Below are 25,758 nucleotides of genomic sequence, written 5' to 3'. Positions count from 1 at the left end.
CCGGTCCCCGCTCGGAGGAGTAAAACGTTCCTGTGTGGAGTCGTCAGGCCGACCCCGCGCTGTCGTCCGCCCCTCGGCTGGCTTCGGTGTACCCTCGTGCGAACAGATAGAACGCGGCTACCTGACCGTAGAAGACGAATACGGCACCGACGAGGATGACGGTGAGGACGGTCCCGACGCCGGTGACGACCAGCAGGGCGACGTATGCCTCGATCACGGCGACGACGTAGATCGGGCGGCGACCGGCGGCAGCGATCGCTCGGCGGTCGAAGGCAGCCCGGAGCCGACCTGTCCGCGCCAGCCTGGTCAACGCCGCCGGAACCAGGTAGACGGCGGCGACGAACGTCAGGGCCGAGAGGGCCATGAGCACCCAGCCGAGGGCCTCGACGGTCGCACCCAGATCGGTGCCGCCGAGACTGGAGAAGACGCCGTAGCCGGAGACGACGAACCCGGCGAACAACAGCCACACCGGGAGGAGCGCGTAGGTGACCTGGACGGCGATCGCTCGGGCGCCGTCGACGAACAGGTCCGACCAGTCGCCGAAAGCCGGCGGGCGGTCCTGGCCCTCGATCGTCGTCCGGAGAACGCGAAGCAGGTACCCCTGGAGCGGGATCAGCGGGACGAACGTCACCGCACCGACCAGTGTCAGCACGCTCCCGATCGCGATGGTCTTGAGCCAGCCCGGCCCGCGCTGTGGGTACCGGAGTGCGTCGCCGAGCATCAATCACGCTGCTCGACGGATCGACTTATCTCCCGCGGTCGGTCGAAGGACAACACCGAAGCCGTTCCAGCGCCACTGTGTGGGTATGTCCCGCAGCCGGTACGGACTCGCCCTCGTGATCCTGTTGGTCACTGCCGGCTGTAGCCAGTTTGTGGGCAGTGAGACACGGCCGCCCTCGGAGTCAGCGGTCACACCAGCCCCCGTACCGACGATGACGACGGCGGGAGAACCCAATGGACCGAGCCCCCAGTACGAGTACTGGGGGAGTATCACCGCCACCAGAGACGAACCCAACAGGACGCGACTGTACTCGCTCGAACCGAACTGCGACCGACCGCCGGGGCTGGTCATCCACATCCAGGTGTCTGCGCTCCGGGCCGACGACCCGGAGACCCACGCGGGGATCAACACGACCTGGCGGTTCGCGGCGCCGTCGAACCGCGGTTCGTTCCCGTCCTACGAGTCGTTCGTCGACGTGGTGACCGACGAGTACCGGCCCCTGTTGGACGCCGAGTCGGTCACCTACGACCCCATCGAACGCGATAGCCGGCCTGGGACCGCACGCCGGAACGTCACCGTCAGGACGTCGAACGGCACTGTCCGGACCTACCGGTGGATCGTCGAGAAGCAGACGACACCCCCCTACGAGGGCTGCTGGATGACGACCGGCGTCGTCGAGAGATAGCTACTCCGGCGGTGCGTTCTCGGCCAGGGAGGAGAGCGCACCGGTCTCGCCGTAGATACTGCCGACCAGCAGTACCGCGGCCGCCAGCGGAACGACGGCACAGGTGACGTACACCGGGACGAAGCCGAGCGTATCCACGACGGGCAGCGACACCAGCGGTCCGAGCGCGCCGCCGAAATCACCCAGGACGTTGTTCGTCGCGGTCGCCCGACCCATCCGCTCGGCTGGCGTGAGATCGGCGAGCAACGCGATCAATGGTCCGCTGGTCCCACCCTGTCCGGCTCCGATGAACAGACAGGACAACACCAGGACCGGCAGCGACTGAGCGAACACGAGCGCGACGAAGCCGGCGAACGAGACCGCGAGGAAGGCCAGGAGGACCGGGAGCCGGCCGGTGTCGCCGTCGCTGAGTTTCCCGCCGCCCAGCATGAACACCGACGCGGCGGCGACGGTCAGTCCCATGAACAGCCCCGATGTTCCCTGTGGGCCGTACCCCCAGACCAGCAGATTCCTGGCGTCGACGAGCAACACGAGCGTCGAGAACAGCGCGCCCAGATACGCGAAGTAGAGGCCGAAGTTGACCAGTCCGACCGTCAACGTCGTCGCGCTCCGTTCGATCTCCCAGGGAGCGACGTTCTCCCGCGTTCCGTCGACGTGTGTCTCCGGGACCAGCCGGTAGGCGATCCCGCCGGCGAGCATGGCGAATCCGGCCGCCAGGACGAACGCCGCGGTCACGCTGTAGAGGTCGCTGACGATCCCGCCCAGCAACAGGCCCACCGGGAACCCCAGCGTGATCCCGCCACGGACGACGCCCATGTTCGCTCCGCGGGTGTCGGCAGTACTGACGTCGGCGGCGATTGTGTAGGCCGTCGCGAACACGAGCGCGCTGCCAATCCCCCACAGCACTCGTGCCAGGAGGAACACCGGCGCAGGTGCGCTGGCGTCGAGCGCGACGACGTAGCCCATCGTCGCCAGTCCCTCGACGAACAGGCCGACGACGAACGGCGTCCGCGTCCCGGCGCGGTCGATGAGCGACCCCGCCGGGGCGTTGGCGACGATTCGCGTGATCCGGTTGGCGCTGAGGATGAGTCCGACGACGAACGGCGAGATGCCGAGCAACGCGCCCAGGTTCGGGAGGATCGGGAAGACGACGCCCCCGCCGAAGCCCACGAAGAAGGTGCTCGCGATGACCGCCAGGACGACGGTCCGCGAACCGCTGCGCTCGGGGACGAATCGGCCCATATCCCCCTGAACGACCGTACGAAGTTAGGGATGTCGTTGCAGGCCGGCGGCGTCGAACGGAACTCGTTTCAGCGAGCGGTTCGACCCGATCCAGCATGACACAGGGAGAACGGATTCCCGACGAAGAGTGGCGAACGATCGTCGGGAACGTCCCGCTGGTCTCGGTCGATCTGGTCGTTCAACACGAGGATTCGATCGCGCTCGGCAAGCGAGCGAACGACCCCGCGAAAGGCGAGTGGTTCGTCCCCGGCGGGACCGTCCAGAAACACGAGCGGCTCGACGACGCGGTCCATCGGATCGCCGAGGAAGAACTCGGCGTCACGGTGGAGATCGAGCGTCGACTGGGCGTCTACGAGCACTTCTATGACGTTGCCGACGCCGACGTCGCCGACGGGAAACACTACGTCCCGATCGGCTACCTCGTGACGGCGGACTCGCGAGCGACCGAGACCGACGACCAACACGCCGATCTGCGGTGGGAGCCGACGCCGGTCGACACCGATGACCTCCATCCGTACGTTCGCGCGTATCTCGTCGACGCCGGCGTCGCCACGGACGCGGCGTAGCCCCAGCGTCGTTCCTCGGGAGACGGCGAACGCAGTACACAAGTCCGTCCAGGCCAACCTCTGGACATGTACACCGGGAAGCGAGAGACGGCCTGCTGTCTGTGTGGGAACCCGGACGTGGCGACGCGGCTGGACCTCCCGCCGCGGGCGGTCCCGATGTTGAAACACGCCGGCCCGATCGCCTGGCAGGACATCGTCGGCGAGGTGTCGCTGTACTTCTGTGACAGTGACTGGGAGACGGTTCGTGACCTCGTCCTGGAGACCGGGATGAGCCCGCTCTCACGGTGTAACGCGGCCCGTGCGGATTTCGACCTGCGGGAGGACTTCGAGGCGCTGCTCAACGACATCCGCGACGAGCCGGATCACTCCGCGGTCGAAGCGCGGATGCGACGGGAGGCCAAGGACGTTCTCGACTCCCCCGGGGACCCACACGTCGAGGATCGTGACCTCGTCGAGGCGCGCGTGATCACCTGGGTGTTCGAGGATACTGCCGAAGCCTGATCGCAAGCGGGCGCGGCGGGGCGTATCCAAACTGTTTTGACCACCCACGGCCGTGTGTCAACCGATGACTGTACGCGTCGGTCTACTCGGAGCGACTGGGGCTGTCGGACAGCGACTTATCCAACTGCTCGACCCCCACCCCGAGTTCGAGATCGCTGCACTGACAGCCAGCGAGGAAAGCGCTGGCAAGAGCTACCGCGAGGCCGCGAAGTGGCGCGTCGAAGCGCCCATCCCCGAGGAAGTCGCACAGATGGAGGTCGGCGCGACAACACCCGAGGACGTCCCCGACGATGTCTCGCTGATCTTCTCCTCACTTCCCTCCGGTGTCGGTGCCGAGGTCGAACCCGACTTCTGTGAAGCGGGCTACGTCGTCTCCTCGAACTCCTCGAACGGGCGGATGGACCCCGACGTCCCGCTGACGATCCCCGAGGTCAACCCCGAACACGTCGACCTCATCGAGGTCCAGCGCGACGAGCGCGGCTGGGACGGCGCGCTGCTGAAAAACCCCAACTGCTCGACGATCACGATGGTTCCACCGCTGGAAGCGCTGGACCGCGCGTTCGGCCTGACCGACGTGCGGGTCTCGACGCTGCAGGCGGTCTCGGGTGCGGGCTACTCCGGCGTCTCCTCGATGGAGATCATCGACAACGCCATCCCCCACATCGGGGGCGAGGAACAGAAGATGGAGACCGAGTCCCGGAAACTGCTCGGCGAGTTCGACGGCGCCGAGGTCCGTCTCCACGACATGGACGTGGCCGCGTCCTGTAACCGCATCCCGACGCTGGACGGCCACCTGGAGAACGTCTGGGCCGACACCGCCGAAGATGTCACCGCCGACGCGGCGGCGGACGCGATGGACGAGGTCACCGGCGTCGACCTCCCGTCCTCGCCCGAACACCTGATCAAGGTCTTCGAGGAACCCGACCGTCCCCAGCCCCGCCTGGACCGCAACACCGAGGGCGGCATGGGCGTCGCCGTGGGCGGGTTCCGCGAGACGACCGACGGCGTGCAGTTCAACTGCCTCGCGCACAACACGATGCGGGGCGCCGCCGGCGCGAGCATCCTCAACGGCGAACTCCTCCTCCAGAACGGCTATCTGTAGTCTGCCGCCCGTCTGACGGGGCTTCTTACTGCCTGCTGCCGATCCTATGTCCATGGAAGGGCGCGTCTGGCTCACGATGGCCGACCACTCGGCGGCGGAACTCTGTGCGCTGGAGGAGTGGCAACTGCTCGACGAACAGTCGGACGGTCCCGTCCCGGACGCGGCCGTGGCCGCTGCCGTCGAGGCTGCCGGCTACTCGGCGGCGGCCGCCGACCGCGCCGTCGAGTGGCTCTACGAGGCTGACTACCGATCCGTCGACGAGTCCGAGTGTACCGACACCGGGACGTTGAAACCGATGGGCGGCGGAGCCAGCCCATGCGCCAGCCCGAGCCCGCGGAGACGCTGACGGTCACCCGGGACCTCCCGTTTCACGAGACGGACCGGGGGACACTCCGCCTCGACGTTGTGGAACCGACAGACGTGACCGGACCGCTCCCGGTCGTCGTCCTCGTCCGTGGTGGCGGATTCCACGTGGGCGACAAAGGCGAGTTCGCCCGCCAGGCCATGGACTTCGCCGCCGAGGGGTACGTCGCCATCGAACCGCAGTACCGCCTCGCCCCGGACGCACAGTTCCCCGCGCCGGTCGTCGACGTGAAGGCAGCCATCGAGTGGGTCCGCAGCGAGGGCGAGCGGTTCGGCGCGGACCCGAGCAGCGTCTCGCTGGTCGGTCACTCCGCCGGCGCGAACCTGGTCGCGATGGCCGGTGTCACACAGAACGACCCCGCGTTCGAACCCGAAGCGTATCCGGGCGCGTCCTCGGCGGTCGACGCCGTCGTTGGCTACGCCGGCATCTACGACTTCCTAGCGGCGGCTCGACAGCGCGAGGACGATCCCGACCCGGACGAACGGGTCGATGTCGGCTACCTCGGTGTGGCGGCGACAGACGACCCCGATCGGGCCGAACTGGCCTCGCCGACGAGCCACGTCGACACGGACGCTCCGCCGACGCTGTTGGTCCACGGCACCGACGACGAAGTCGTCCCCGCCGCCCAGTCGGAACTGTTCCACGAACTGCTGGAACCGGTGACCGACGCCGAACTCGAACTCCGCAAGGAGGACCACGCCTTCCCGTTTCACGGCCACTGCTACGACAGCGTGTTCGAGCGGACGGCGTCGTTCCTGGACCGCCGTCGGTGAACTGTCTGGTGCGTCTCGATGGTAGAACTCTCGAAACGCCGGATTCAGCGCAATCAGGTCACGCTGTACGCGGTCGCCGTGCTCGTCGCGGTGGGCGTCGGTTCCGTCGCCCCGGAGACGAGCCGGGTCCTGGAACCGCTGATCAACCCAGTCCTGGCGGTCCTGTTGTACGTGACCTTCCTGGAGGTCCCGTTCGTCCGCATCCGACGGGCGTTCCGGAACGGCCGGTTCATGGGCGCCGCCCTCGGGATGAACTTCGTCGTCGTTCCGTTCGTCGTGTTCGGTCTCTCCCGGTTCCTCCCACGGGAGCCGGTGATCCTCGTCGGCGCGTTCATGGTGTTGCTGACCCCGTGTATCGACTACGTCATCACGTTCACGGAACTCGGCGGGGGCGACGCCGAACTGACTACCGCCGCGACGCCCGTACTCATGCTGGTCCAGCTCGTCTTGCTACCGGTGTACTTGTGGCTGTTTATCGGCCCGACGGTCGCCGACTTCATCGAGGCCGGCCCGTTCCTCGAAGCCTTCGTCGTGATCATCGCCGCCCCGTTGTCGCTCGCGTGGGTCACCGAGTCCTGGGCGGAGCGGTCCGCCCGCGGCGAGGGATGGCGGAACGCGATGGGGTGGTTCCCGGTACCGATGATGGGTGTGACGCTGTTCGTCATCGTCGCTTCACAACTGCCCCGGGTGTGGGACTCGATCGGACAGATCGTCGCCGTCGTCCCCGTGTACGTGGCGTTTCTGGTCGTTATGCCGCTCCTCGGACGACTCACGGCAGGGATACTCGGGATGGGCGTCGGGGAGAGCCGTTCGCTGGTGTTTACGTCCGTGACCAGAAACTCACTGGTCGTCTTGCCACTGGCGCTCGCACTGCCGTCGGGCTACGGGCTCGCTCCGGCGGTCGTCGTCACACAGACGCTCGTCGAGCTATCGGGGATGGTCGTCCTTACGCGTGTCGTCCCGGGGAGGCTCGTCCCCGATACCGCGTGTCACTCCGCTAGTCCGGACGGCCCACGGGAAGAGTGAACCGGCGAACTGCTGTCGACGGTCCGCCGACGTGCCGGCCGCGCTCCGGAAACCCGTGGATCACCGGCACCGGGCAGTGGCTCTCTCGGACCCGCACGCTACCGTCGGCCGGGTCGCAACGCTAGAACTGTCCGTTCAGGCGCCCGACCGAAACCGAGCGGATTATTGCTGTCGGTACCCAGGTTCCGGAGAGGTATCGCCGGCACGAACGCCCGTCCGGTCAAAGGTTTAACTACGCAGCCGAAGTGTAGCTAGATAGCAATGGCCATCGACCCCGAGTTCGAGGAGAACCGCGACATCGTGGAACAGCACGACGGCCACAACGTCTGGGGACCCGTCGAGGAGCCCGACACACTGGGGATTCACGGCACACACGTCGCCGTCGACTTCGACATCTGTCTGGCCGACGGTGCCTGTCTTGAGGACTGCCCGGTCGACGTCTTCGAGTGGGTCGACACGCCCGACCACCCCGAGAGCGAGATCAAGGCCGACCCCGCCCACGAGGACCAGTGTATCGACTGTATGCTCTGTGTCGACGTCTGTCCGGTCGACGCCATCGACGTCGACCCGGGCCGCGCCGGCCGGATCTGACGGTTTTTCGGGATACTGCCCGTCTACCGACGACGACGAGCGCTTCTGTCGAGGAGGGTGTCACCGACGCTTCAGTTACCTCGCTCCGACGTGTCAGCTTCAGCATTCGATCGCCGGAGCTACTGACGCCGGTGTTACGAACCAGTAACCCAGTGCGTCTTCCGGAATTTGAGGGGCACCTCTCGCTCCGGCCGACCTGATGGCTCAGAAATATTGTGGTTAATCGTGAGTAATGTTATTAGTCTCCCAGGTAGACAATCGTTCACGAGGGTGAGAAACTCATGCATACAGTAGTTCTGACGAAGGGCGTCCCCGACTTCCGTGAGGGGCAGGTCTCCTTCGACGAGGACGGCCACCTCGAACGAGGGAAGACGCCGACAGTGATGAACCCGAACGACAAGCACGCGCTCCGTGCGGCGTTCCAGACGAAGGTCCGCAACGGCGGGCACGTCTCCCTGATGAGTATGGGACCGCCGGGCTACAAGGAGGTGTTACAGGAGGGGATGGCCGATGTCTACGCCGACGACCTCTATCTGCTCTCGGACCGGGAGATGGGGGCGGCAGACACCTGGGCGACGGCGATGACCGTCGCGACCGGTCTCCAGCAGCTGGAGACGGAACCTGACCTCGTGTTTGCCGGGTTCAAGACCGCCGACGGGGAGACCGGCCACACCGGGCCACAGACCGCCTGGTGTCTCGACTGGCCGACGATCACACACGCCATCTCGCTTGACATCGACGAGGCGGAGCGCCGGGTCCGGGCGAAACGGCTCGTCGACGGCGACGTCTCCGAGATCGAGACTGTCGAGGCCCCGATGCCGTGTTTTGTCGTCGCCGACCCCGAGTTCGAGCCGACCTACCGGAAGGCCAGCCACCGGCTGAAACACAAGGACCTCCGCGAGGAGACCCAGGCGCGGGCCGAGCACTACGAGGACCACGTGACCGTCTGGGATCACGAGGATCTCAACCTCGACCCGGATTACATCGGCCTGGACGGCTCCCCGACCATCGTCGCCGGCGTCGATCCGATCCCGAAAGCCCCCTCCGAGCGGGAAGCGACCCACGTCGAGGCCGGCGACGACGCCGGGATGGAACAGGTACTGGACGAACTAACGCCGTTTGCGGCAGGTGACTGACGATGGTCGAGATCGACCCCACAGAACACGAGATCGCCGAACTCGGACCGAAGATCAAAGACGTCGACGACGAAGACGTTCTCCGGGAGATGCTCTCCCTGGAGGAAGCCGGCGAGGATCGGGTCCCGGTCAAGACACTGATCCAGAGCCGCATCGACAAACTCGAAGACGAGGGCGACGACGAGATCGACCCCGAGACCGTCGACCTCTCGGAGTTGACCGTCGCCGACATCGCGAACCTGGTCCGGAGCGTCGACGACGGCGACGTGCTCCGGGACATGCTCGAACGGGAGCAGGAGGGGAAGAACCGCAAGACGGCCCTCTCTCGGATCGAGAGCCGGATCGAGTCCGTCGAGGGGAGTGCAGATGACGAGGGCGAAGTGGGCGAGGTCGAGTACGTCCCGCCCGAGGAGAAGTATCCCGACTTGGACCATCCGACCAACGACAAGCAGTGGGTCGAGGGGACCGTCGGCGCCGAGTATCGGGACATGTGGGTCTACTGTGAGACCCAGGCCGGCGAACTCGTCGACGTCTCGAAAGAGATGCTCGGCAAGGCCCGCCAACTGATGGACCAGTACAACGAGGACTACGAAGCGGACGAGCGGGTCGTCGCGGTCCTGATCGGTGCCGACGCCAGCGACCACGTCGAGGACGTGATCGCCTACGGCGCGGATCTGGTGGTCTACCACGAGGACGAGCGACTCGACCGGTTCCGACACAAGCCCTATACGGCGATCTTCTGTGACATGGCCCGGGCAGGGGGCGAGTTGGCCGCCGAGGGCCGCGAGGCGGTCGACTGGAAGGACTATCACGAACCCCGGTACACCGTCTTCCCGGCGACGAACAACGGCCGGGACCTCTCGGCGCTCGTCCAGGGGGAACTGGACTCCGGGTTGGCCTCGGACTGCTCGGGGCTGTACATCGAGGCGGCGATGATCTCGAACCCGGCCAAAACCGGAAAGGCCGGCGACAAGAAGGAGTTCGAACGCGTCCTGCACATGAAGCGGCCGGACTTCTCCGGGTTCGAGTACTCGACGATCCTCTGTATCGACAAGCCCAACCGGGACTTCCACCCGCAGGGCGCGTCGGTCATCCCCGGGAGCTTCGAGATTCCGGAGCCGGACCCCGAGCGGGAGGCCGAGGTGGTCGACTACGAGATGACTCTCGACGACGACTGGTTCCTCGTCGAGGTCACCGAGTTCGACCGACTCTCGGGCGGTGTCGACCTCACCGGGAACGAGGTCGTCGTCGCCGTCGGCCGGGGCATCGGCGACGATCCCACGAAGGGCGTCGAACTGGCGCTGGACCTCGTCGACGCCTTCGACGAGGCCGACCTGGGGCTCTCGCGGGGGGTTATCACCTCCTCGTACTCCTTCGACGGCCACGTCGAGCAGTACATCACCGAGGAGCGCCAGATCGGCGAGTCCGGCCAGGAGATCCAGCCGGACATCTACATCGCTGCGGGCATCTCGGGAGCGATCCAGCACAAGGTCGGCTGTGACGAGTCCGATACGATCGTCGCGATCAACACGAACGCGGACGCCGACATCGCGGACTTCTCGGACTACGTGATCGAGGGCGACCTCTTCGAGGTCCTCCCCAGACTGACAGAGGCCGTCGAACGCGGCGAACTGGCCGCGGCCGTGGAGGCCAGCGATGACTGAGTACGAGTCCTACGAGGCCGTTGTCGTCGGCTGTGGCCCCGGCGGGGCCGCGGCCGCGGCGACGCTCGCACGCAACGGCGTCGAGACCCTCGTCTTGGAACGGGGCGTCGACGCCGGGTCGAAGAACGTCTCGGGCGGGCTCATCTACGCCGAGGAGTCCGCGCCCTACACCATCGACAGCCTGTTCCCCGACTTCCGCGAGCAGGCCAGCGAGCGCCCGGTGACGGAGAACTACATCCACAACATCGCCGGCAAGCAGGTCAAGTCCTTCGATATCGGCGACCTGCACCACCACGACACCGAGTGGGCCGACTCGGTGTTGCGCCGGACGATGGATTCCTGGCTGGCCCAACGGGTCCACGAACTCACCCGCGAGACCGGCGGCGGCCTGCTGACGGAGGTACGGGTCACCGGTCTGCTGCGCGAGCGCGGCGAGATCGTCGGCGTCACCTGCGAGGAACTGGACCCGATCGAGGCCGACATCGTCGTCGCCGCCGACGGCGTCAACTCCGAACTCGCCCGCGATGCGGGGCTGATGGACTGGGACGACCCCGAGGACTGGTTCCAGGGCGTCAAAGCCGTCGTCGAGATGGACCCCGAGACGATCAACGACCGGTTCGACATCGGCGACGACGAGGGGGTCGCTCACCTGTTCTCGGGCGACCTCTTCGACGGCGTTCGGGGCGGTGGGTTCCTCTACACGAACGAGGCGTCGCTCTCGATCGGGACCGTCTTCCACCTTGACTCGATCGCCGAGGAGGAGGCCGAACCCCACGAACTACTCGACGGCCTGCTGACCCACCCACTGCTGGCCCAGTGGCTCGGCGACGACTACGAGGAACTGGAGTACAGCGCGAAACTCGTCCCGGATTCGAAGAAGGTGGCTCACACCGCGCCACACCGGGACCGCCTCGTCCTGGTCGGGGACGCGGCCGGACAGATGCAGGCCCAGGGACCGATCATCAAGGGGATGAACCATGCCGTCACGGCCGGCGCCCTGGCCGCCGAGGCGTTCACCGAGGCTCGGACACGGGGAGACCCTCACGACGCTGGCGACCGCTACGAGAAGAAACTCCACGACGAGGGCGTGATGGACAAACTCCGGCCGACGAGCTACAACGTCGTCGGGAAACTCGGGGAAGTCGGACCCATCGACGACCTCTCGAACGCTATCGCCGACTCCGCGGTCGGCCGGTTCGGCGTCCGGGCGGCCGGTGGCCTGCTCGAACGGGCCTACGCCTCACCGACGCTGGTCTCGATGATCCCCGACACCAAACTGCCCTACGTCACCCTCCCCACCGTCATCGCGGAGGAACTGGGCGACTACGTCACCGACGAGAACACGGTCGAGCCACCGGAACTGGACGACCGCATCGGTGACCTGACCTACGACGTGGGCGACCCCCACATCGAACTGGTCGACAACTCCTTCGAGGCCTCCGGGACGGCTGTGACGGCCTGTCCGGTCAGCGCCAAGGAGTTCGGCGGGGGCTGTTACCGCGACGAACTGGTCCAGACCAACGGTCACGAGGAACACCTCGTGAGTCTGGACACCCAGCCCTGTGTCGAGTGTGGCACCTGCGCCGTCGTCGCCGACACCGACTGGGAACACCCCGCCGGCGGGAAAGGAGTCGACTACAGGCAGGGATGAGCCACCAGTACCACGACCGCATCCGGGCGCTGGAACGGCGGGCCGAACGGGCCGGGGAGTCGCTGGACCCGGACCCGCCGGCCGAGGACCGCGCGATGGAACTGCTTCGGGAGGGGGTGGGGCCGACCGTCTCGCTGTACTGTGAGGCCCGGACCGGCGATTCCTGGGTCCGCTTCGGCGAGGCGGAGTTCGACCGCCTGGAGGCGACGATGAACGACTGGTTGGCGTTGTACGCCCGGTGTTACGGCGTCGAACTGGAGACCACCCATACCATCCGCGAGGCGGCCGAACTGCTCGTTGATACCCACAACATCAAGGATGTCGCTGTCGTGCTGACCGGCGTCCCCGAGCGGTAGCGTGTCATCGGACAAACAACGTGATAAAAGATTAAGTTCTGGGTCGTGGTACCAGTACACATGGAGCTGACCGAACCGCCGCAGTTCGACCACGCCGATCGGAAAGACATCTACGAGTACGTCGAGTCACACGGCTCGGTCGACCCCGAGGAGGCCCGCAGAGCCCTCCGGATGGATCCCCACCCGTTCGGCCACCACGTCGCGATCATGAAACGCGACGGCGTGCTCACGGAGGCAAACGGGGAACTCCGCATCGCCTACGAGGGCGGCAGCGAGGAGGAGTTCGAGGTCGACGACGTGGAGTGTACGATCCGGCAGGCCCGCCAGGAGGACCTGACGGGGCTGGTCGGCGCGATCCGGGCGGCGATCGGCAGCGGCGAGTACGTCGACGCCGAGACGGTCGCCGATGTCATCGACAGCGAGGGCGTCCTGTTGCGGCACAACGAACTGGAGTCACGCATCTTCTTCGTCGCCTGTATCGACAACGACGTGATCGGCTGGGTCCACCTCAAACACCCCGAGATCGCCAAACGCAACCACACCGCCGAACTCACGCTGGGCGTGCTCGCACAGTACCGGGGGAACGGTATCGGCTCCCGGCTGTTGACCCGCGGCACCGACTGGGCCAGGGACCACGGCTACGAGAAACTGTACAACTCCGTCCCCTCGTCGAACGAGAACGCGATCGAGTTCCTCGAAGTCCACGGCTGGGAGACTGAAGCGGTGCGTGCGGACCACTACAAGATCGACGGCGAGTACGCCGACGAGGTGATGCTCGCCAAGTCGCTCTAGGGCCACTCGTCTTCGTGGCCAGCCAGCGGTTCCGGGACGACGCCGTCTTTCCGTGCCCACACTCTCGCGTGGGCCGTACAGACCCGCCGGTTCTCCGCCCAGGGGACGTGTAGCTCCACCGCAACCTCGTTCTCACAGCCCGATTCCGCACAGGTCGTCATAGGAGCGCGACGCCCAGCATCGCCACCAGCATCGATCCGGTGAGCAGTGCCTGGACGATACCGGAGGCCAGCATACCGACAGTGGTGACCAGCGCGGCCTTGAGACCCTTGCGGGCGTCCTCCTGGCGGTAGAACTCCAGGGCGAAGACAGTGATCGCGACGCCAAACAGGATGCCGAGCGGACCGGTTACGAAGAACAGCACCAGGCCGACGAGCCCGGCGGCGACGGCCGTCTTCGTCGAGGCACCCCCGACCCGGGCAGCGACCGCGCCGCCGGCGAAGTCGACGAGCCAGGTGAACGCACCGGTCATCGTAAGGACGGCCAGCAGGACGACGCCGGGTTCGGTCATCCCGGTTCCGACCCAGTAGACGTAGACGCCGGCGAGCGAGAGGGGCGCTCCGGGGACCTGTGGCACGAGACTCCCGACGACACCGGCGACCAGCAAGACGAACGCGAGCACGAGGAGTGTCGTCTCGAAACCGAGGACCGGCAGGGGCAAGTTCATCTATCGAGTTCCTCCTGTACGCTGGTGTCTCCGTACAGACGCGTCAATCTTTCGACGGCTCCGCCCAGCGTCCGCATACACTGGCGCTGGGAGACGAACCCTAATTCCTCGGTGACGGCCTTCCAGGGCCGTGCCTGGAGGGCTTTCATGACGAGCAGTCGCTCCTCGCGGTCGGTCAGGGCTGTCGGGTCCGCGGGGGCGACCAGATGGCGGAGCGCCAGCCGGCGGAACGGCTCGGGATCGGTTTCCAGGATCGACGCGCCGCCAGGGACGCCGGCGACGACGCGCCACTCCCACTCCGAGAGGGCAGGGTTCGGGGTCGCGTCCACCGATCGGAGGAGCGTCCGGACGACATCCGGATCGGCGTCGGAGACCGGGTCCGAAAGCACCGCTGCCGCCCGATTACAGAGCCATTCCGAATGGCGGTCCGCGAGCGCCTGGCCGGCTGGCGAACACGGCGAGAGCATCACCGCCGAGTACTCCCCGCTGGCGTCGTTTCGCGAGGTCGAGATATGGACGGTCCGGTACCCGTTCGCCCGCCAGAACCGGACGAGTTCGGGTGTCGCGCCGTAGCTGACGCCGAGCCAGTCGATCTCGTCCGCCTCGTGGTCGCGGATCTCGTCGAGCAGTTTCGAGCCCAGCCCTCGGGACCGTGTGGCAGCGTGCGTCGCGATACGGAGTACCCGCCAGCCGACCGGGACGCCGGCCGTTTCGTCGCGGAGTTGCGTCGTCAACACGTCGGGAATCATGTTCCCCCGGATGCGGCCGCCGTCGTACATCGTCGCCCTGGTTTCGGCTGAGAGACCCCCTTCGCGGGCCAGTAGCGCCACCGAGACGACGTGGCCGTCCTGGAGGAGTGCGTGCAATGAGAGGTTCGGCGCGTCCAGTAGGCGGGCCAGATCGCCCGGCTCCGTCCGGTAGTGAGCCAGCACGAGTAGCCCGAAGACCTCCCGAAGCAGGTGTTCGTCGGCCAGCAGGTCGGCCGTCGTCAGTCGCCGGTGGGTGACCGTCTCCGGGGTCGCGTCCGCGACGAGCGGGTCCACCGCTGGTCGGGCGTCCAGCAACAGCGCCCGGAACGCCCAGCTCTCGACGGGGTCGGCCGGCGCGTACCGGATCGGCGTCGTCATCGTCACGTCGGTGACCTCGTGGTCGCTGTCGGCCAAGTGGTCACGGAAGCGGACGTCGAAACTGCGGCCCGCCCCCTCGTAGCCGTGGACGGTCGTGGTGAACGCCACAGCGGGAGCCCCGAGCAACGCCCGGAGCCGGTGGACCGGTAGCGCGGCGGCCTCGTCGACGATCACCACGTCGGCTGTCCCCAGCGACTCGACGGCGCTGTCGGGTCGTTCGAAGCGGATCTCCCCGCCGTTCACGGCGAGCCGTCTGGGGTGATCGGCGTCGTCCCGGTCGACCGCGACATCGAGCGTTTCGAACAGTTCGCTCGCACGCGTGAACAGCTCAGCGGCGCTGCGGTACTGTGGCGCCGTCACGAGGACTCGTTGCCCGTCCAGCGCGAGGTTCGCGGCCGCCAGCCCGGCCGCGCTCGACTTCCCGCGTCCCCTGTCGGCCTCGATCACGACGGCGTGTCCGGCCGCCAACAGCGTCTCGAAGGCACGGACCGCACTCACCTGGTCGTCCGTGAGACAGGCCGTGTAACTCTCGGCTCGGAAGGACGTATCCGCAGGCGGTGTACTCGGCTGTCGCGGTCGGCGGGGCGGCGGGTCGGTCAGTCCGTGGCGTTCGACCCGGTCGGCGTCGACGTCGACGATCGCGATACCGCGATGCGCACGGAGCGTCTCGATCAGCCGCTCTCTGAACTGACCGGTCACGTCTCCGACTTCGAAGGGTGGGACCGCCAGTGTCTCGTCGAAGGCGTCCCGTCGCTCGGGCCACGCCGAAAGCGGCGGCGTCAACAGGACGAGCAGCCCGCCCCCATCGACCGCACCGACCGCGGTACCCAACGCGTTCGGTCGCAGTTCGTCGTGTACGTCCAGCACGACCGCGGTCCGGGTCCGACCGAGCAGTTCCGAGGCCCGCGACTGGGGGTACTGCTCGCAGTCGAGGAACGGATCGGGACCGACCAGCGTCGTCCACGAACACGGTATCTCGGCGGCCTCCAGCGCGGCGGCGGCTCGTTTGCGCGTCCGTTTTCGGTCGCCAGACAGCACAAGGACGCGTCGCTCGTCGGCTCGTCGCGCCTCGGCTCTGAGCGACCGCGCGATCTCCATACCGGTGGTGGTCGACCCGGCGGTATGGGCCTGACGGTCGTCCAGACTGCTTTTGGGGACAGCACGTGGACCTTCCGCCATGTCCTCGCTGCGAACGCCGCTGTGTGATCGGCTGGGCATCGAACACCCGGTCGTCCAGGCACCGGTCGGGAGCGTCTCGACGCCGGAGTTGGCCGCTGCCGTCGCCGACGCCGGCGGACTCGGGATGCTCGCGATGTCCTGGCGGGACGCCGACGCGATCAGGGAGACCTTCGAGCGAGCGACCGCGTCGACCGACGGCGTCGTCGGGGTCAACGTGGTGCTCGACGAAGCGACCGGCGTCGACTCACCGGCGGCGTGTCTGGACGCCTGCCTCGACGCCGGCGCGACGGTCGTCTCGTTCTCCTTCGGCGACCCCTCCGGGTTCGTCAAGCGCGTCCACGACGCCGGCGGGCTGGCGATGGTGACCGTCGGCAGCGCAGCCGACGCACGCCGAGCGGCCGACCTCGGGGCCGATGTCGTCGTCGCACAGGGAAGCGAGGCCGGCGGACACGTCCAGAGCGACGTGACCACGATGGCACTGGTTCCGCGTGTCGCCGACGCTGTGGACGTGCCTGTCGTCGCCGCCGGTGGGATCGGCGACGGTCGCGGCCTGGCCGCCGCGCTGGCACTCGGGGCCGACGGCGCGTGGCTGGGGACCCGCTTCGTCGCTACCCGGGAGTCCGGTGCCCACGAGTCTTACCGTAGTGCGCTCCGCGACGCGACGGAGACGGACACGCGACGGACGACCGCGTTCGACCGTGGCTGGCCCGGGCAACCCCACCGGGCGCTCGCGACCCCGGAACTCCGACGAGGGGAGCGGGAGGACCGTCCGGGCGAGGGCGAGACGGTCGCTCACACCCCCGACGGCGAGGCCGTCGAACGGTACGCCGACCTCCCGCCAGTCGACGGGCTAGACGGGGATATCGAGGCCCTGCCGCACTACGCCGGACAGAGCGTCGGCCTGGCCGACGAGGTACCGTCTGCCGGTCGAGTCGTCGACGCGCTGGTTTCGGAGGCGACGGCGGCACTGCGCGACGTTCCGCGAACTGGGTAGGACCACCCGAGGGCGACCGTGTGGCGGCCTGGCACGTCGTTTCGGCTTCGAAAGCGCTTTTAGGGCCGGTAGCACAGAATGGGATACAGCCTGCGCCGGGTTGATGATGCTCCCAGCCTTTTCAGGACACCGCGCACTGTCGGGGTGCGCCGCGGAACGGCCGCGAACGGCGGGGGAGCCTGAGCCCGCGCGCAGGAGGTGAACATACCAATGCCAGTATACGTAGATTTCGACGTTCCGGCCGACCTCGAGGACGACGCCCTCGAAGCGCTGGAAGTCGCACGAGACACAGGGACAGTCAAGAAAGGAACCAACGAGACGACCAAGGCCGTCGAGCGCGGCTCCGCCGAACTCGTTTTGATCGCTGAGGACGTTCAGCCCGAGGAGATCGTCATGCACATCCCCGAACTCGCAGACGAGAAAGGGGTTCCGTTCATCTTCGTCGAACAGCAGGACGACCTCGGTCACGCTGCTGGCCTCGAAGTCGGTTCGGCTGCCGCCGCCATCGTCGACGCCGGCGATGCCGACGCCGACGTCGAGGACATCGCCGACAAGGTCGAGGAGCTTCGGTGAGGTGACGACGGATGAGTGCTGAGGAATCCGAAGGCAGCGGTTCCACGCCCGCCGAGGTCATCGAGATCGTCGGCAAGACGGGGATGCACGGCGAGGCTATGCAGGTCAAGTGCCGCATCGGCGAGGGCGAGAACCAGGGGCGTATCATCACCCGAAACGTGCTCGGACCGGTCCGAGAGGGCGACGTGCTCCAGCTGCGTGAGACCGCCCGCGAGGCCGACTCGATCGGAGGGCAGTAACGATGCCCCGAACACGCGAATGTGACTACTGCGGGGCCGACATCGAGCCCGGGACGGGCACGATGTTCGTCCGCAACAACGGAGCGACGATCCACTTCTGTTCCTCGAAGTGTGAGAACAACGCCGACCTGGGCCGGGAGGCCCGCAACCTCGGCTGGACCGAGGCCGGCCGCGAGGCCGACGCCGCGGAGACCGCCGCAGCCGAGACGGAAGCAGCGAAAGCCGCCGCGGCCGCCGAGGCCGAACCCGAGTCCACCGAGGACGACGAACCGGCCGAAGGCGAGGAGTCCGACGCCGCACCGGATCTTGAAGCCGCCGAGGAAGCGGCCGAGGGGTCCGAGGCGGGGGACGACGAGGACAGCGAGGACGACGAGGCAGAGGAGGCCGAAGCCTGATGTCCGACAGCGAGCGCACCTTCGTGATGGTCAAGCCCGACGGCGTCCAGCGTGGCCTCATCGGGGACATCGTCTCCCGGTTCGAGGACCGCGGTCTGAAGCTCGTCGCGGGCAAGTTCATGCAGATCGACCAGGAACTCGCCGAAGAGCACTACGGCGAGCACGAGGATAAGCCGTTCTTCGACGGACTGGTCGAGTTCATCACCTCCGGTCCCGTCTTCGCGATGGTCTGGGAGGGCCAGGACGCGACCCGGCAGGTCCGTACCATGATGGGCGAGACCGACCCCGCCGAGTCCGCACCAGGTACCATCCGCGGTGACTACGGGCTCGACCTCGGTCGGAACGTCATCCACGGCTCTGACCACGAGGACGAGGGCGCGAACGAACGCGAGATCGCGCTGTTCTTCGATGAGGAGGAACTCGTCGACTGGGAGCGCGTCGACGAGACCTGGCTGTACGAATAACCACCCACTGCGTTTCTGCGGTCTTTCCCCTGGGCCAGTCACAACGCCCATCAGCCATCGGTTCCTACGGGCTGATATGACGCGAACCCTCTACCAACTCGACGGCTGTCCGTACTGCGAGAAGGTCGCCGACCGGCTGGACGAACTCGGGATCGACTACGAAAGCGTCTGGGTCGACGCGCTCCATTCGGACCGTGACGAGGTCAAACGAGTGTCGGGCCAGCGCGGTGTTCCGGTCCTGATCGACGACGACTACGGCGTGACGATGGCCGAGTCCGAGAAGATCTTGCAGTTCGTCGAACGAAGCTATAGTAACAATTGAAACGATTTACACACCGATCGCACTGCAGTCGTGCGATCGGGTGTGCATTGGTTTTCAATGGCTACTAGACGCCTGATCGCGGTCGTACGCGAGCGCGGCACCGAGCGTGGCAAACAGCATCGGGAACACCAGGAACATGATCGCCGTGAAGTACAGATCGGGTTGTTGGGTGAGAAACCCGTCCGAACCGTTGATCGGGACCCGCTGGACAAGCGTGACCGAACCCAGAATGCCCACGGCGAGGTAGCCGACGGTGAACCCGGCGCCGACGAGGCCGGCCTCGGTGAACCGACCGGTGGCCGGCGAGTCGCGATTACGCTCGAAGACAGCGCCTGCGATGACGAGCGAGACGACCGGGAGCAGGAAATAGACGAGTGGGTGTGTCGCTGCGCCGCCGCTCAGTAGCGCAAGCCAGAGATCGTTCGAGAACGGCTCAGGGATCTGGACGTTCGGGACGGTCGCGGCCTGGACGATCCAGACGAAGTGGGCGTTAAACAGGATGTGTGCATACTGGACGAGGACGGCTATCGTCGAGTTGATGATCGGTACCGAGCGATCGACCGACGACGGGCCGAGGACGAACAGCGCTGCCACGAGGAGGTACTCGACGACGAAGGTCGCGACCGCTGCACTGGCAGCCCACGGCCACGGGAACTCCCGGAGGCTAGCCGCGAAGAAATGGTCGTCAGCACCTGACTCGTCGTCTCCATCGTGTTCGGCTTGGGTCGTCACTGACACAGCTACAGCATGGCGGAAAATGAGTCTGGTGGTGGTCGCGGTTATTCGTCGGACTCGAACTCCAGTGCGGCTCCGTTGATGCAGTAGCGCTTGCCGGTCGGTTCCGGACCGTCGTCGAAGACGTGGCCGAGATGGCCGTCACAGGTCGCACAGACGACCTCTGTCCGGCGCATCCCGTGGCTCTCGTCGAGCCGTGTCTCGACGTTGCCCTCCTCGTAGATGTCCCAGAAGCTCGGCCATCCCGTCTCGGAGTCGAACTTCTCGTCGCTGTCGAACAGTTCGGCCCCACAGCCGGCACACGTGAACACGCCTTCGCCTTTTACGTCCAGTAGCTCACTACTGAACCGGGGTTCGGTGCCTGCTTCTCTGAGGATGCGGTACTCCTCGTCTGTAAGTATCTCACGCCATTCCTCGTCGTTTTCCGGGGTGTCACTCGCTTGTTCGCTCATACCCAGTATACGGTCCCGAGCGGTAAAAGCATCCGGCGTGATCGACACCCGGTGTGAACCACCATCAGCTCGCTGAGCTGCCGCTTGGAACCGTCCCGCGCCGCCGAGACGGACCGAGACGAGAGCGACGACTCTTACGGGGGAATACAAGCAGCAGTATTGTCACACAGACACCCGTACGTTCTCTTCGGACCGATAATGGTATTCGAACCCAATCAGGTTTCGACAGTTACCTTCGACTCGTACAGTACACTCGTCGACGTAGACGCCGCCGAAAAAGCACTCGCTCGACGAGTCGACGATCCGGAGCCGGTCTCCAAGCTCTGGCGTGCGCGCTCGCTCGAATACACGTTCGTAGCTACACAGATCGATGCGTACCAACCGTTCTACGAGATGAACCGGGACGCCCTCCAGTACGCACTCGACGCGTACGGCGTCGATATCAGCGGTGAGGCCCGAGACGAGATTCTCGCGGTGTACCACGAACTGGATGTCTTCGCCGACGTCCGTGACGGGATCGAGCGGCTCCGGGACGCGGGCTACGATTGCTACGTCCTGTCTAACGGCAACCCCGAGATGCTCGACGCGATGGTCGACCACGCCGATATCGGCGACATCCTCGAAGATACGATCAGTGCCGACGAAGTTCGGCTGTTCAAACCTGCTCCCGATCTCTATCGACACGCCGCTGGCCGGACCGGCACGCCGATCGACGAGATCGTCCACGCCACCGCTGGCTGGTTCGACGTGATGGGTGCACATCACGCCGGAATGCAGGCCGCATGGGTGGATCGGAAGTCGTCGCCCTGGGAGCCGTTCGGTCCCGAGCCGGATCTCACGATCGAGACGATACACGAACTCGCAGAGACGGTAGGAGCCTAACACGCACCGAGGCTCGTGAGTTCCGGGAGAGCAGACCGAGCAGTTCGACCGCCCTACTTCGCCCGCTCGATCAGACTGTGTCGGTCAACAGCGGTGACGGCTGTGGCCTGCTTTCGCGAGTTCGTGGGCACGGACGTTCTCCCGCCGCGGAACGACCCGATAGGTGACGACTGGAATCGCTGCGAAACACGACCGGATCGTCCGGACACGGCGACGAGCCAGGCGCGTCGACGGTGTCGACGGGTGGTCCGGGTCGGCCGCGTGGACGGCAGCGTCGGCGTCGCCGTTGACGTGGACGGCACCGACCGCGGTGCCGATGGTCGACACTGTCCGGGCGGCTTCGACCAGTGCCCGGAGTTCGAGGGTCGAACTGGAGACGAACGTATCGACCGCTATCGACCGGGTCGCGACCGTCTCACTGCCATCGGTGACGACACAGCCCACTGCGGCGGAGGTCGGGGTCGTGTCGTCGTTCACGGACCGGAGACTCGCGTCGAACGACACCACAAGCGGACCGGTCGGTGGCCGAGCCATACGTCTCACTCTCCGCCCTCGGAAAAAACGCTCTCGGTGGCGCGCGATAGCGCAGGCGCTCCCGATAGGCTGTCAGTTTCACAAAGTATTCACCGACCGTTCCGGTAGGCTGGCACGTGACTCACCGATTGGTCCTCGCGTTCGGGTCACTCCTCGTACTCGCCGCCCTCGGCGGCTGCTCTGCGGCCGGCAGCATCTCGATGACGCCGGTCGAAGACAGCGAGTCGCTGGCGGCCGAGGCGAGCCGTGACATCCCGGAGGATCCAAACACGTACGACCGCCACCAGTACCGCGACATCGAACGAGCGATTCGGGCCGGTTCGGCGACGGTCAACGCGACACACTCGACAGTCGATCCGGGGCTCCCTTACGAGTACGACGGTCGGTACTACAACGTCTCGACGGCCGTCGTCGGCCAGCAGTCGGGCTACGGGGGCGAGATCGGCATCGACTACAACACCAGTTCGGTCGACGGCCGGGTCGTCGCCTACGATCAGCTACCTGACTCCGACCAGCGTGCCCTCGAACCGCTGTTGGCACCCCCTCGCGAGGGCGACGAGCCGGGGACCGACATCGACATCCCGGTCGCCTACACCGACACGGAGGCAAGTGCCTCGGTGCTGGTCCCGAACCGGACCTACGATGGCGTTCGGTACCAGGGCGAGACGTACGCGATCACCGTCGATGTCGAACGGGCGACACTGGACACCTATCGGTACGACGCAACGCTGGTCGCGACAGGTAGTCAGGCGTATGCCAGGCAGTTGGATCGTCGGTACGCGTTCACGCTGTCGAACCTCTCGGAGAACGAGTCGGCGATCGTCGACCAGGCCGTTGGCGGGACACACTACGTCGAAGAGACCGGTGATCCCGGCTTCGAGTCGCTCGTCGACCGGTTCCGTCACCGACGCCCGGTGACAGTCTCCGAGTCCGAAGGGTCCTGGCTCGTCCGCTACGACGGTCGCCGGTACTGGACGGAGGTTCGGTTCGATCAGTACGTCCCGGAAGACGAACCGATCGTCGTGGCCACTGCGGACGACACAACCGGCTCTCCTGACAATTGAACCGGTCAGTAGTGCTGATTCCCCGATTTTCGAGAACCTGAGACGTAGCAGCGATCGTCAAATCTCTCACGAACTGTCTCCTCGGGACTTCGACATTGTGTTCAGTTACCCGTGTAATTTACTACAAACGAAGATTAAATAGCCAGAATAAAGTATGATACAGGGAAATCGCGGTGTATGGAACCGACGGCATCACCGCCCGAGTCGACGCCCCTCGAAAAACACCTTGAGGCGGCACTTGAGAACGCCGAGAGCGACACGGTACGGTACCACCTGAGAGAGTCACTCCAGATGGTGTACGGCCAAGCCGACGAGTAACCGACTCACGGCACCGTTGCTGGGTTACTCTCGTCACGATTCGCGCGCTCAACCGTCATCGATGCCACCCGTTCGATCGCTGCCAGGGCGTCGCCACTGTTCTCGTCTTCCTGAGGCGTTCGACTCGGGACTCGCAATCGTCTCGTGTTTGTGAGTGCGGCCTGCTCACTCCGGCTGAGCAGTCGGCGGCGGCGTGATGATCACGTGGTCGCGGACTGCCTCCAAGACGGTTGCTGGTAGCTCGATGTGGCCGTCCGAGTCCTGCTCGGTCCCGAAGATCTCAGTTCGCTCGGTTTCGACGATCACCGACTCCAGCGAGCCGGTGGCGGGATCTATCGTGATATTGTGCAGTCGGCCGACCTGTTGGCCGTCGGTACTCATCACCTGTTTTCCGGAGAGGGTACTCGCAAGCATCGGGGACACAGTCGCCATTGTGTTCGAGAGCCAAATAAAACTATCCGGGCCGTTTCAGGGTCCAGTAGCGATGCGGACCGGGCTGTCGGTTCACGGTACCGGCACACAGATCGAGACGCGATCGCGAAAACCGGCGTCCGCACACCAACTCGCCCAAGCCAGGGGTGGGATTTGAACCCACGAACTCTCGATTACAAGTCGAGTGCTTGGACCACCCAAGCTCCCCTGGCGCGTCGCACCCGGTAGTTTTGCGGGGACCATTTAGAGAGTATCGCTTTCGGTCGACTTCTCGAACGTGATCCGGTGTGGAGTGTACCCATGGGTCCGATAGAATCGGCGTGCCCGTTCGTTGTCCGCCATCGCCTCCAGCGAGACGACATCGACGCCACGGTCAGTCAGTACGTTCTCGGCCGCGGCAAGGAGTTCGCTTCCGATGCCGTCGTCTCGGGCCGGGGGAACGACATAGAGGTTCTCGACGACACCGCGGACCACATCCTGGTCGTACCGACCGGATTCGATCGCGAACATGACGAAGCCGACGATCTCCTCGTCGGTGAGTGCGACCCACAGTCGGTCGCTGACCGCTCGCCGGAGGACCACCTCACGGATCGAAGCGCGGTTCGAGTCGGCGGACAGATGGGAGCCGTGGGCGCGTTGATCCGCTGCCAGAGCGATCCAGAGGTCGACGATCGCGTCGGTGTCACCGCGCTGTGCGGGCCGGAGTTCCACACCGGTGTTCGGGCTGGCATCGAGAAAACGTTTGGCCCGCTATACGTTCCGACAGTCCGCACAGAGGAGTTGGCCGTTGAACGAGGCGAGGTTCCGGGTGAAGGTTCCGCAGGCCGAACAGATCCCCTGTTGTTCGAACCGGTCCTCGGCGGCAGTCGTAGCGCCGTCCGCAGTGGCGGCCTGCCCGGCGGTAGCGACCTCCTGGCTGTCGGTGACCTGTTCTGTGCTCTCGCTTTCCATCCGTGCGGCCGCGAGCACGTCGTGCTCGGTGACGGTCCCGACCGGATCGCCGTCCTCCATCACGAGGAGCCACCCGGCGGACCACTCCAGCATCGTGTCACGCACGTCGGTAAGGCGGGCATCGGGTGTGACAGAGGGAACGGATTCGACCATCGCGTCGCCGACCGTCGAATCGCTGGCGTCGTCGGTGTCGACGAGATGCCCGAGGAGATCCTGCTCCGTGACGACGCCGATCGGCTCGTTCCCTCGTAGGACGAGCGCCGTCGTCTCGTCTTCGCGAACCAGTAACTCGGCGGTTTCGTAGAGGTCGTCGGACTCGCTGGCCCCGACGAACTCACGGTTCATAACCTCTCGGGCGGTCACCGCAGTCTTCATGCGTGTCAATATCTCACGAGCTACCTAAAAGGTACCTCCACCACGCTTATGCTCCGCGGCGGCCTACGTTCCTAACTCCGATCGGCGAACGTGACGGGTCGGCCGGTCTCGCGACAGGCTTCGAGCGCGTGTTTCGCGTCCATCCCCGCGGTGGCGGCGTCTCGGCCACGGCCGACACCGACCTTGAGTTCGACACCGACGGAGTCCTGCACGTGGTCGATCGCGTCGCGGTAGTCGTCGCGGTCCAGCGCCGAGCAGACGGCGATGATGTTGTCCCCACCGACGAAAAACGACAGGGAGTCGTGAGCCAGACGCATGTACTTCATCAGCGTCGCGTACCCTTGTTCGATCTGGATGAACGTGTCGAACTCGTTGAGCTGGTCGGTGTACTTCCCGGTCGCGTCGTCGACGTCGAAGTGAGCGAGTTGCACGTCGGTCGGTGTCCGATCTCCAGGGGGGAGGATATCCGTCTTGAGGACTTCCCGACGGCCGTCGTCCTGTGCGCTCCCGGCCTGCTGGAGTCGTTCGGTCGCAGTACCCAGCGCGTCCGCTGGCGTGTCGGCGGTCGCTACCGAGAGGCTCATGGAGACAGGGTAGCGGTTCCCGACGGACTCCTGGATGCGTGCGTGGTCGTTCCGGTCCAGCCCGTTGGTGACGGCGATCATGTTGTCGAACCGTGAGAAAAAGAGGTAGCCGTCGCGGTTGCCAAACAGTTGCGCCAGATCGGCGTACAACCGTGACTGGAGTGTCTGAAGGTCGACCTCGCGTCTCGGCTCCGGCGTAACCGTCCAGGGACCGTAGTTATCGATCTGGACGTGGGTTACCTGCGTGTTCGTCACTGTCGGTCGGTAGTTGGGACCCACACAGTATCGGTCTGTCGGAACA

Annotated in this window: 34 protein-coding genes and 1 tRNA gene; 22 read left to right on the top strand and 13 right to left on the bottom strand. The window is 65.9% G+C overall.

Annotated elements, in window-relative coordinates; genetic code table 11:
* Positions 1–43: 43 nt before the first annotated feature.
* Positions 44–721, bottom strand: coding sequence for a DUF4013 domain-containing protein (locus VJ109_RS00925; protein ID WP_324758360.1), 678 nt, complete (start codon positions 719–721; stop codon positions 44–46).
* Between the two features lie 85 nt (positions 722–806).
* On the opposite strand from VJ109_RS00925, the gene VJ109_RS00920 reads away from it, so the two are divergent.
* Positions 807–1,406, top strand: coding sequence for a DUF4864 domain-containing protein (locus VJ109_RS00920; protein ID WP_324758358.1), 600 nt, complete (start codon positions 807–809; stop codon positions 1,404–1,406).
* Here the strand turns inward: VJ109_RS00920 and VJ109_RS00915 are convergent, their stop codons facing one another.
* The gene (locus tag VJ109_RS00915; protein ID WP_324758356.1) at positions 1,407–2,648 is read right to left on the bottom strand and encodes an MFS transporter; all 1,242 of its coding nucleotides are present in this window, start codon (positions 2,646–2,648) and stop codon (positions 1,407–1,409) included.
* A gap of 95 nt (positions 2,649–2,743) precedes the next feature.
* Between VJ109_RS00915 and VJ109_RS00910 the strand changes: the two genes are divergently transcribed.
* From VJ109_RS00910 to VJ109_RS00855, 12 genes are all read left to right on the top strand, one after another.
* The gene (locus VJ109_RS00910; RefSeq protein ID WP_324758354.1) at positions 2,744–3,214 is read left to right on the top strand and encodes a GDP-mannose mannosyl hydrolase; all 471 of its coding nucleotides are present in this window, start codon (positions 2,744–2,746) and stop codon (positions 3,212–3,214) included.
* Positions 3,215–3,280: 66 nt separating this feature from the next.
* Complete coding sequence (locus VJ109_RS00905; RefSeq protein WP_324758352.1) at positions 3,281–3,715, top strand: DUF7960 family protein; 435 nt, start codon at positions 3,281–3,283, stop codon at positions 3,713–3,715.
* A gap of 64 nt (positions 3,716–3,779) precedes the next feature.
* A complete protein-coding gene (asd, locus tag VJ109_RS00900; protein WP_324758350.1) occupies positions 3,780–4,817 on the top strand; it encodes an aspartate-semialdehyde dehydrogenase in 1,038 nt (345 codons plus the stop codon).
* Positions 4,818–4,869: 52 nt separating this feature from the next.
* A complete protein-coding gene (locus tag VJ109_RS00895; RefSeq protein WP_324758347.1) occupies positions 4,870–5,163 on the top strand; it encodes a hypothetical protein in 294 nt (97 codons plus the stop codon).
* A complete protein-coding gene (locus VJ109_RS00890) occupies positions 5,133–5,954 on the top strand; it encodes an alpha/beta hydrolase (protein WP_324758345.1) in 822 nt (273 codons plus the stop codon). Before VJ109_RS00895 ends, VJ109_RS00890 begins: the two co-directional genes overlap by 31 nt.
* Before the next feature lie 18 nt (positions 5,955–5,972).
* Positions 5,973–6,980: an arsenic resistance protein gene (locus VJ109_RS00885; protein WP_324758343.1), complete on the top strand. Its 1,008-nt coding sequence runs from the start codon at positions 5,973–5,975 to the stop codon at positions 6,978–6,980.
* 261 nt (positions 6,981–7,241) lie between these two features.
* On the top strand, positions 7,242–7,571 hold the full coding sequence (locus tag VJ109_RS00880) for a 4Fe-4S dicluster domain-containing protein (RefSeq protein WP_276221057.1): 330 nt from the start codon (positions 7,242–7,244) through the stop codon (positions 7,569–7,571).
* A 281-nt stretch (positions 7,572–7,852) separates the two neighbouring features.
* Positions 7,853–8,707 carry an electron transfer flavoprotein subunit beta/FixA family protein gene (locus tag VJ109_RS00875; protein ID WP_324758342.1) on the top strand — a complete coding sequence of 285 codons (855 nt, stop codon included), beginning with the start codon at positions 7,853–7,855 and terminating at the stop codon, positions 8,705–8,707.
* Positions 8,708–8,709: 2 nt separating this feature from the next.
* Complete coding sequence (locus VJ109_RS00870) at positions 8,710–10,371, top strand: electron transfer flavoprotein subunit alpha/FixB family protein (RefSeq protein WP_324758340.1); 1,662 nt, start codon at positions 8,710–8,712, stop codon at positions 10,369–10,371.
* Positions 10,364–12,022, top strand: coding sequence for an FAD-dependent oxidoreductase (locus VJ109_RS00865; RefSeq protein WP_324758338.1), 1,659 nt, complete (start codon positions 10,364–10,366; stop codon positions 12,020–12,022). Before VJ109_RS00870 ends, VJ109_RS00865 begins: the two co-directional genes overlap by 8 nt.
* Positions 12,019–12,378 carry a DUF8055 family protein gene (locus tag VJ109_RS00860; RefSeq protein ID WP_324758336.1) on the top strand — a complete coding sequence of 120 codons (360 nt, stop codon included), beginning with the start codon at positions 12,019–12,021 and terminating at the stop codon, positions 12,376–12,378. The genes VJ109_RS00865 and VJ109_RS00860 overlap by 4 nt, the downstream gene beginning before the upstream one ends.
* A gap of 60 nt (positions 12,379–12,438) precedes the next feature.
* A complete protein-coding gene (locus tag VJ109_RS00855; RefSeq protein ID WP_324758335.1) occupies positions 12,439–13,170 on the top strand; it encodes a GNAT family N-acetyltransferase in 732 nt (243 codons plus the stop codon).
* On the opposite strand, the gene VJ109_RS00850 is transcribed toward VJ109_RS00855, so the two are convergent.
* From VJ109_RS00850 to tmcA, 3 genes are read right to left on the bottom strand one after another with little or no spacing between them, the layout of a single operon-like run.
* Complete coding sequence (locus VJ109_RS00850; RefSeq protein WP_324758333.1) at positions 13,167–13,331, bottom strand: DUF8014 family protein; 165 nt, start codon at positions 13,329–13,331, stop codon at positions 13,167–13,169. The genes VJ109_RS00855 and VJ109_RS00850 overlap by 4 nt on opposite strands.
* On the bottom strand, positions 13,328–13,825 hold the full coding sequence (locus VJ109_RS00845; RefSeq protein ID WP_324760367.1) for a DUF456 domain-containing protein: 498 nt from the start codon (positions 13,823–13,825) through the stop codon (positions 13,328–13,330). Before VJ109_RS00845 ends, VJ109_RS00850 begins: the two co-directional genes overlap by 4 nt.
* An 8-nt stretch (positions 13,826–13,833) precedes the next feature.
* Positions 13,834–16,062 carry a tRNA(Met) cytidine acetyltransferase TmcA gene (gene tmcA, locus VJ109_RS00840; RefSeq protein ID WP_324758332.1) on the bottom strand — a complete coding sequence of 743 codons (2,229 nt, stop codon included), beginning with the start codon at positions 16,060–16,062 and terminating at the stop codon, positions 13,834–13,836.
* A 79-nt stretch (positions 16,063–16,141) separates the two neighbouring features.
* Here tmcA and VJ109_RS00835 point away from each other — a divergent pair, with 79 nt between their 5' ends.
* From VJ109_RS00835 to VJ109_RS00810, 6 genes are all read left to right on the top strand, one after another.
* A complete protein-coding gene (locus VJ109_RS00835; RefSeq protein ID WP_324758331.1) occupies positions 16,142–17,137 on the top strand; it encodes an NAD(P)H-dependent flavin oxidoreductase in 996 nt (331 codons plus the stop codon).
* A gap of 210 nt (positions 17,138–17,347) precedes the next feature.
* The gene (gene rpl7ae, locus VJ109_RS00830; RefSeq protein WP_324758330.1) at positions 17,348–17,710 is read left to right on the top strand and encodes a 50S ribosomal protein L7Ae; all 363 of its coding nucleotides are present in this window, start codon (positions 17,348–17,350) and stop codon (positions 17,708–17,710) included.
* A gap of 11 nt (positions 17,711–17,721) precedes the next feature.
* Positions 17,722–17,949, top strand: a complete 228-nt coding sequence (locus VJ109_RS00825; protein WP_276221069.1) for a 30S ribosomal protein S28e — start codon at positions 17,722–17,724, stop codon at positions 17,947–17,949.
* A 2-nt stretch (positions 17,950–17,951) separates the two neighbouring features.
* Entirely contained in the window at positions 17,952–18,344 is a 393-nt protein-coding gene (locus VJ109_RS00820; protein ID WP_324758329.1) for a 50S ribosomal protein L24e, read from the top strand.
* Positions 18,344–18,808, top strand: a complete 465-nt coding sequence (ndk, locus tag VJ109_RS00815; protein ID WP_324758328.1) for a nucleoside-diphosphate kinase — start codon at positions 18,344–18,346, stop codon at positions 18,806–18,808. The genes VJ109_RS00820 and ndk overlap by 1 nt, the downstream gene beginning before the upstream one ends.
* Before the next feature lie 76 nt (positions 18,809–18,884).
* On the top strand, positions 18,885–19,130 hold the full coding sequence (locus VJ109_RS00810; protein WP_324758327.1) for a glutaredoxin family protein: 246 nt from the start codon (positions 18,885–18,887) through the stop codon (positions 19,128–19,130).
* Between the two features lie 54 nt (positions 19,131–19,184).
* Here the strand turns inward: VJ109_RS00810 and VJ109_RS00805 are convergent, their stop codons facing one another.
* Together VJ109_RS00805 and msrB are read right to left on the bottom strand one after the other, a co-directional pair.
* Entirely contained in the window at positions 19,185–19,862 is a 678-nt protein-coding gene (locus VJ109_RS00805) for a DUF7978 family protein (RefSeq protein WP_324758325.1), read from the bottom strand.
* A 47-nt stretch (positions 19,863–19,909) separates the two neighbouring features.
* Positions 19,910–20,317 carry a peptide-methionine (R)-S-oxide reductase MsrB gene (msrB, locus tag VJ109_RS00800; RefSeq protein WP_324758323.1) on the bottom strand — a complete coding sequence of 136 codons (408 nt, stop codon included), beginning with the start codon at positions 20,315–20,317 and terminating at the stop codon, positions 19,910–19,912.
* Between the two features lie 198 nt (positions 20,318–20,515).
* Here msrB and VJ109_RS00795 point away from each other — a divergent pair, with 198 nt between their 5' ends.
* On the top strand, positions 20,516–21,199 hold the full coding sequence (locus tag VJ109_RS00795) for a haloacid dehalogenase type II (protein ID WP_324758321.1): 684 nt from the start codon (positions 20,516–20,518) through the stop codon (positions 21,197–21,199).
* Between the two features lie 84 nt (positions 21,200–21,283).
* On the opposite strand, the gene VJ109_RS00790 is transcribed toward VJ109_RS00795, so the two are convergent.
* Positions 21,284–21,733 carry a reverse transcriptase-like protein gene (locus tag VJ109_RS00790; protein WP_324758319.1) on the bottom strand — a complete coding sequence of 150 codons (450 nt, stop codon included), beginning with the start codon at positions 21,731–21,733 and terminating at the stop codon, positions 21,284–21,286.
* 116 nt (positions 21,734–21,849) lie between these two features.
* On the opposite strand from VJ109_RS00790, the gene VJ109_RS00785 reads away from it, so the two are divergent.
* Complete coding sequence (locus VJ109_RS00785) at positions 21,850–22,797, top strand: hypothetical protein (protein ID WP_324758317.1); 948 nt, start codon at positions 21,850–21,852, stop codon at positions 22,795–22,797.
* A 177-nt stretch (positions 22,798–22,974) separates the two neighbouring features.
* On the top strand, positions 22,975–23,115 hold the full coding sequence (locus VJ109_RS00780; protein WP_324758316.1) for a hypothetical protein: 141 nt from the start codon (positions 22,975–22,977) through the stop codon (positions 23,113–23,115).
* 165 nt (positions 23,116–23,280) lie between these two features.
* On the opposite strand, the gene VJ109_RS00775 is transcribed toward VJ109_RS00780, so the two are convergent.
* The 5 genes from VJ109_RS00775 to VJ109_RS00755 form a co-directional block, all read right to left on the bottom strand.
* Entirely contained in the window at positions 23,281–23,547 is a 267-nt protein-coding gene (locus tag VJ109_RS00775) for a PRC-barrel domain-containing protein (protein ID WP_324758313.1), read from the bottom strand.
* Positions 23,548–23,685: 138 nt separating this feature from the next.
* Positions 23,686–23,759, bottom strand: a tRNA-Thr gene (locus VJ109_RS00770).
* A 31-nt stretch (positions 23,760–23,790) separates the two neighbouring features.
* A complete protein-coding gene (locus tag VJ109_RS00765; RefSeq protein ID WP_324758311.1) occupies positions 23,791–24,258 on the bottom strand; it encodes a GNAT family N-acetyltransferase in 468 nt (155 codons plus the stop codon).
* Positions 24,259–24,297: 39 nt separating this feature from the next.
* Positions 24,298–24,873, bottom strand: a complete 576-nt coding sequence (locus VJ109_RS00760; RefSeq protein ID WP_324758309.1) for a CBS domain-containing protein — start codon at positions 24,871–24,873, stop codon at positions 24,298–24,300.
* Positions 24,874–24,944: 71 nt separating this feature from the next.
* Positions 24,945–25,712: a GTP cyclohydrolase III gene (locus VJ109_RS00755; protein ID WP_324760365.1), complete on the bottom strand. Its 768-nt coding sequence runs from the start codon at positions 25,710–25,712 to the stop codon at positions 24,945–24,947.
* Positions 25,713–25,758: the final 46 nt, after the last annotated feature.

It is taken from the genome of Haloarcula montana (genome assembly GCF_035666295.1).
GTDB classification, from domain to species: Archaea; Halobacteriota; Halobacteria; order Halobacteriales; family Haloarculaceae; genus Haloarcula; species Haloarcula montana.
This window is presented reverse-complemented; position numbering and strand designations above follow the sequence as displayed.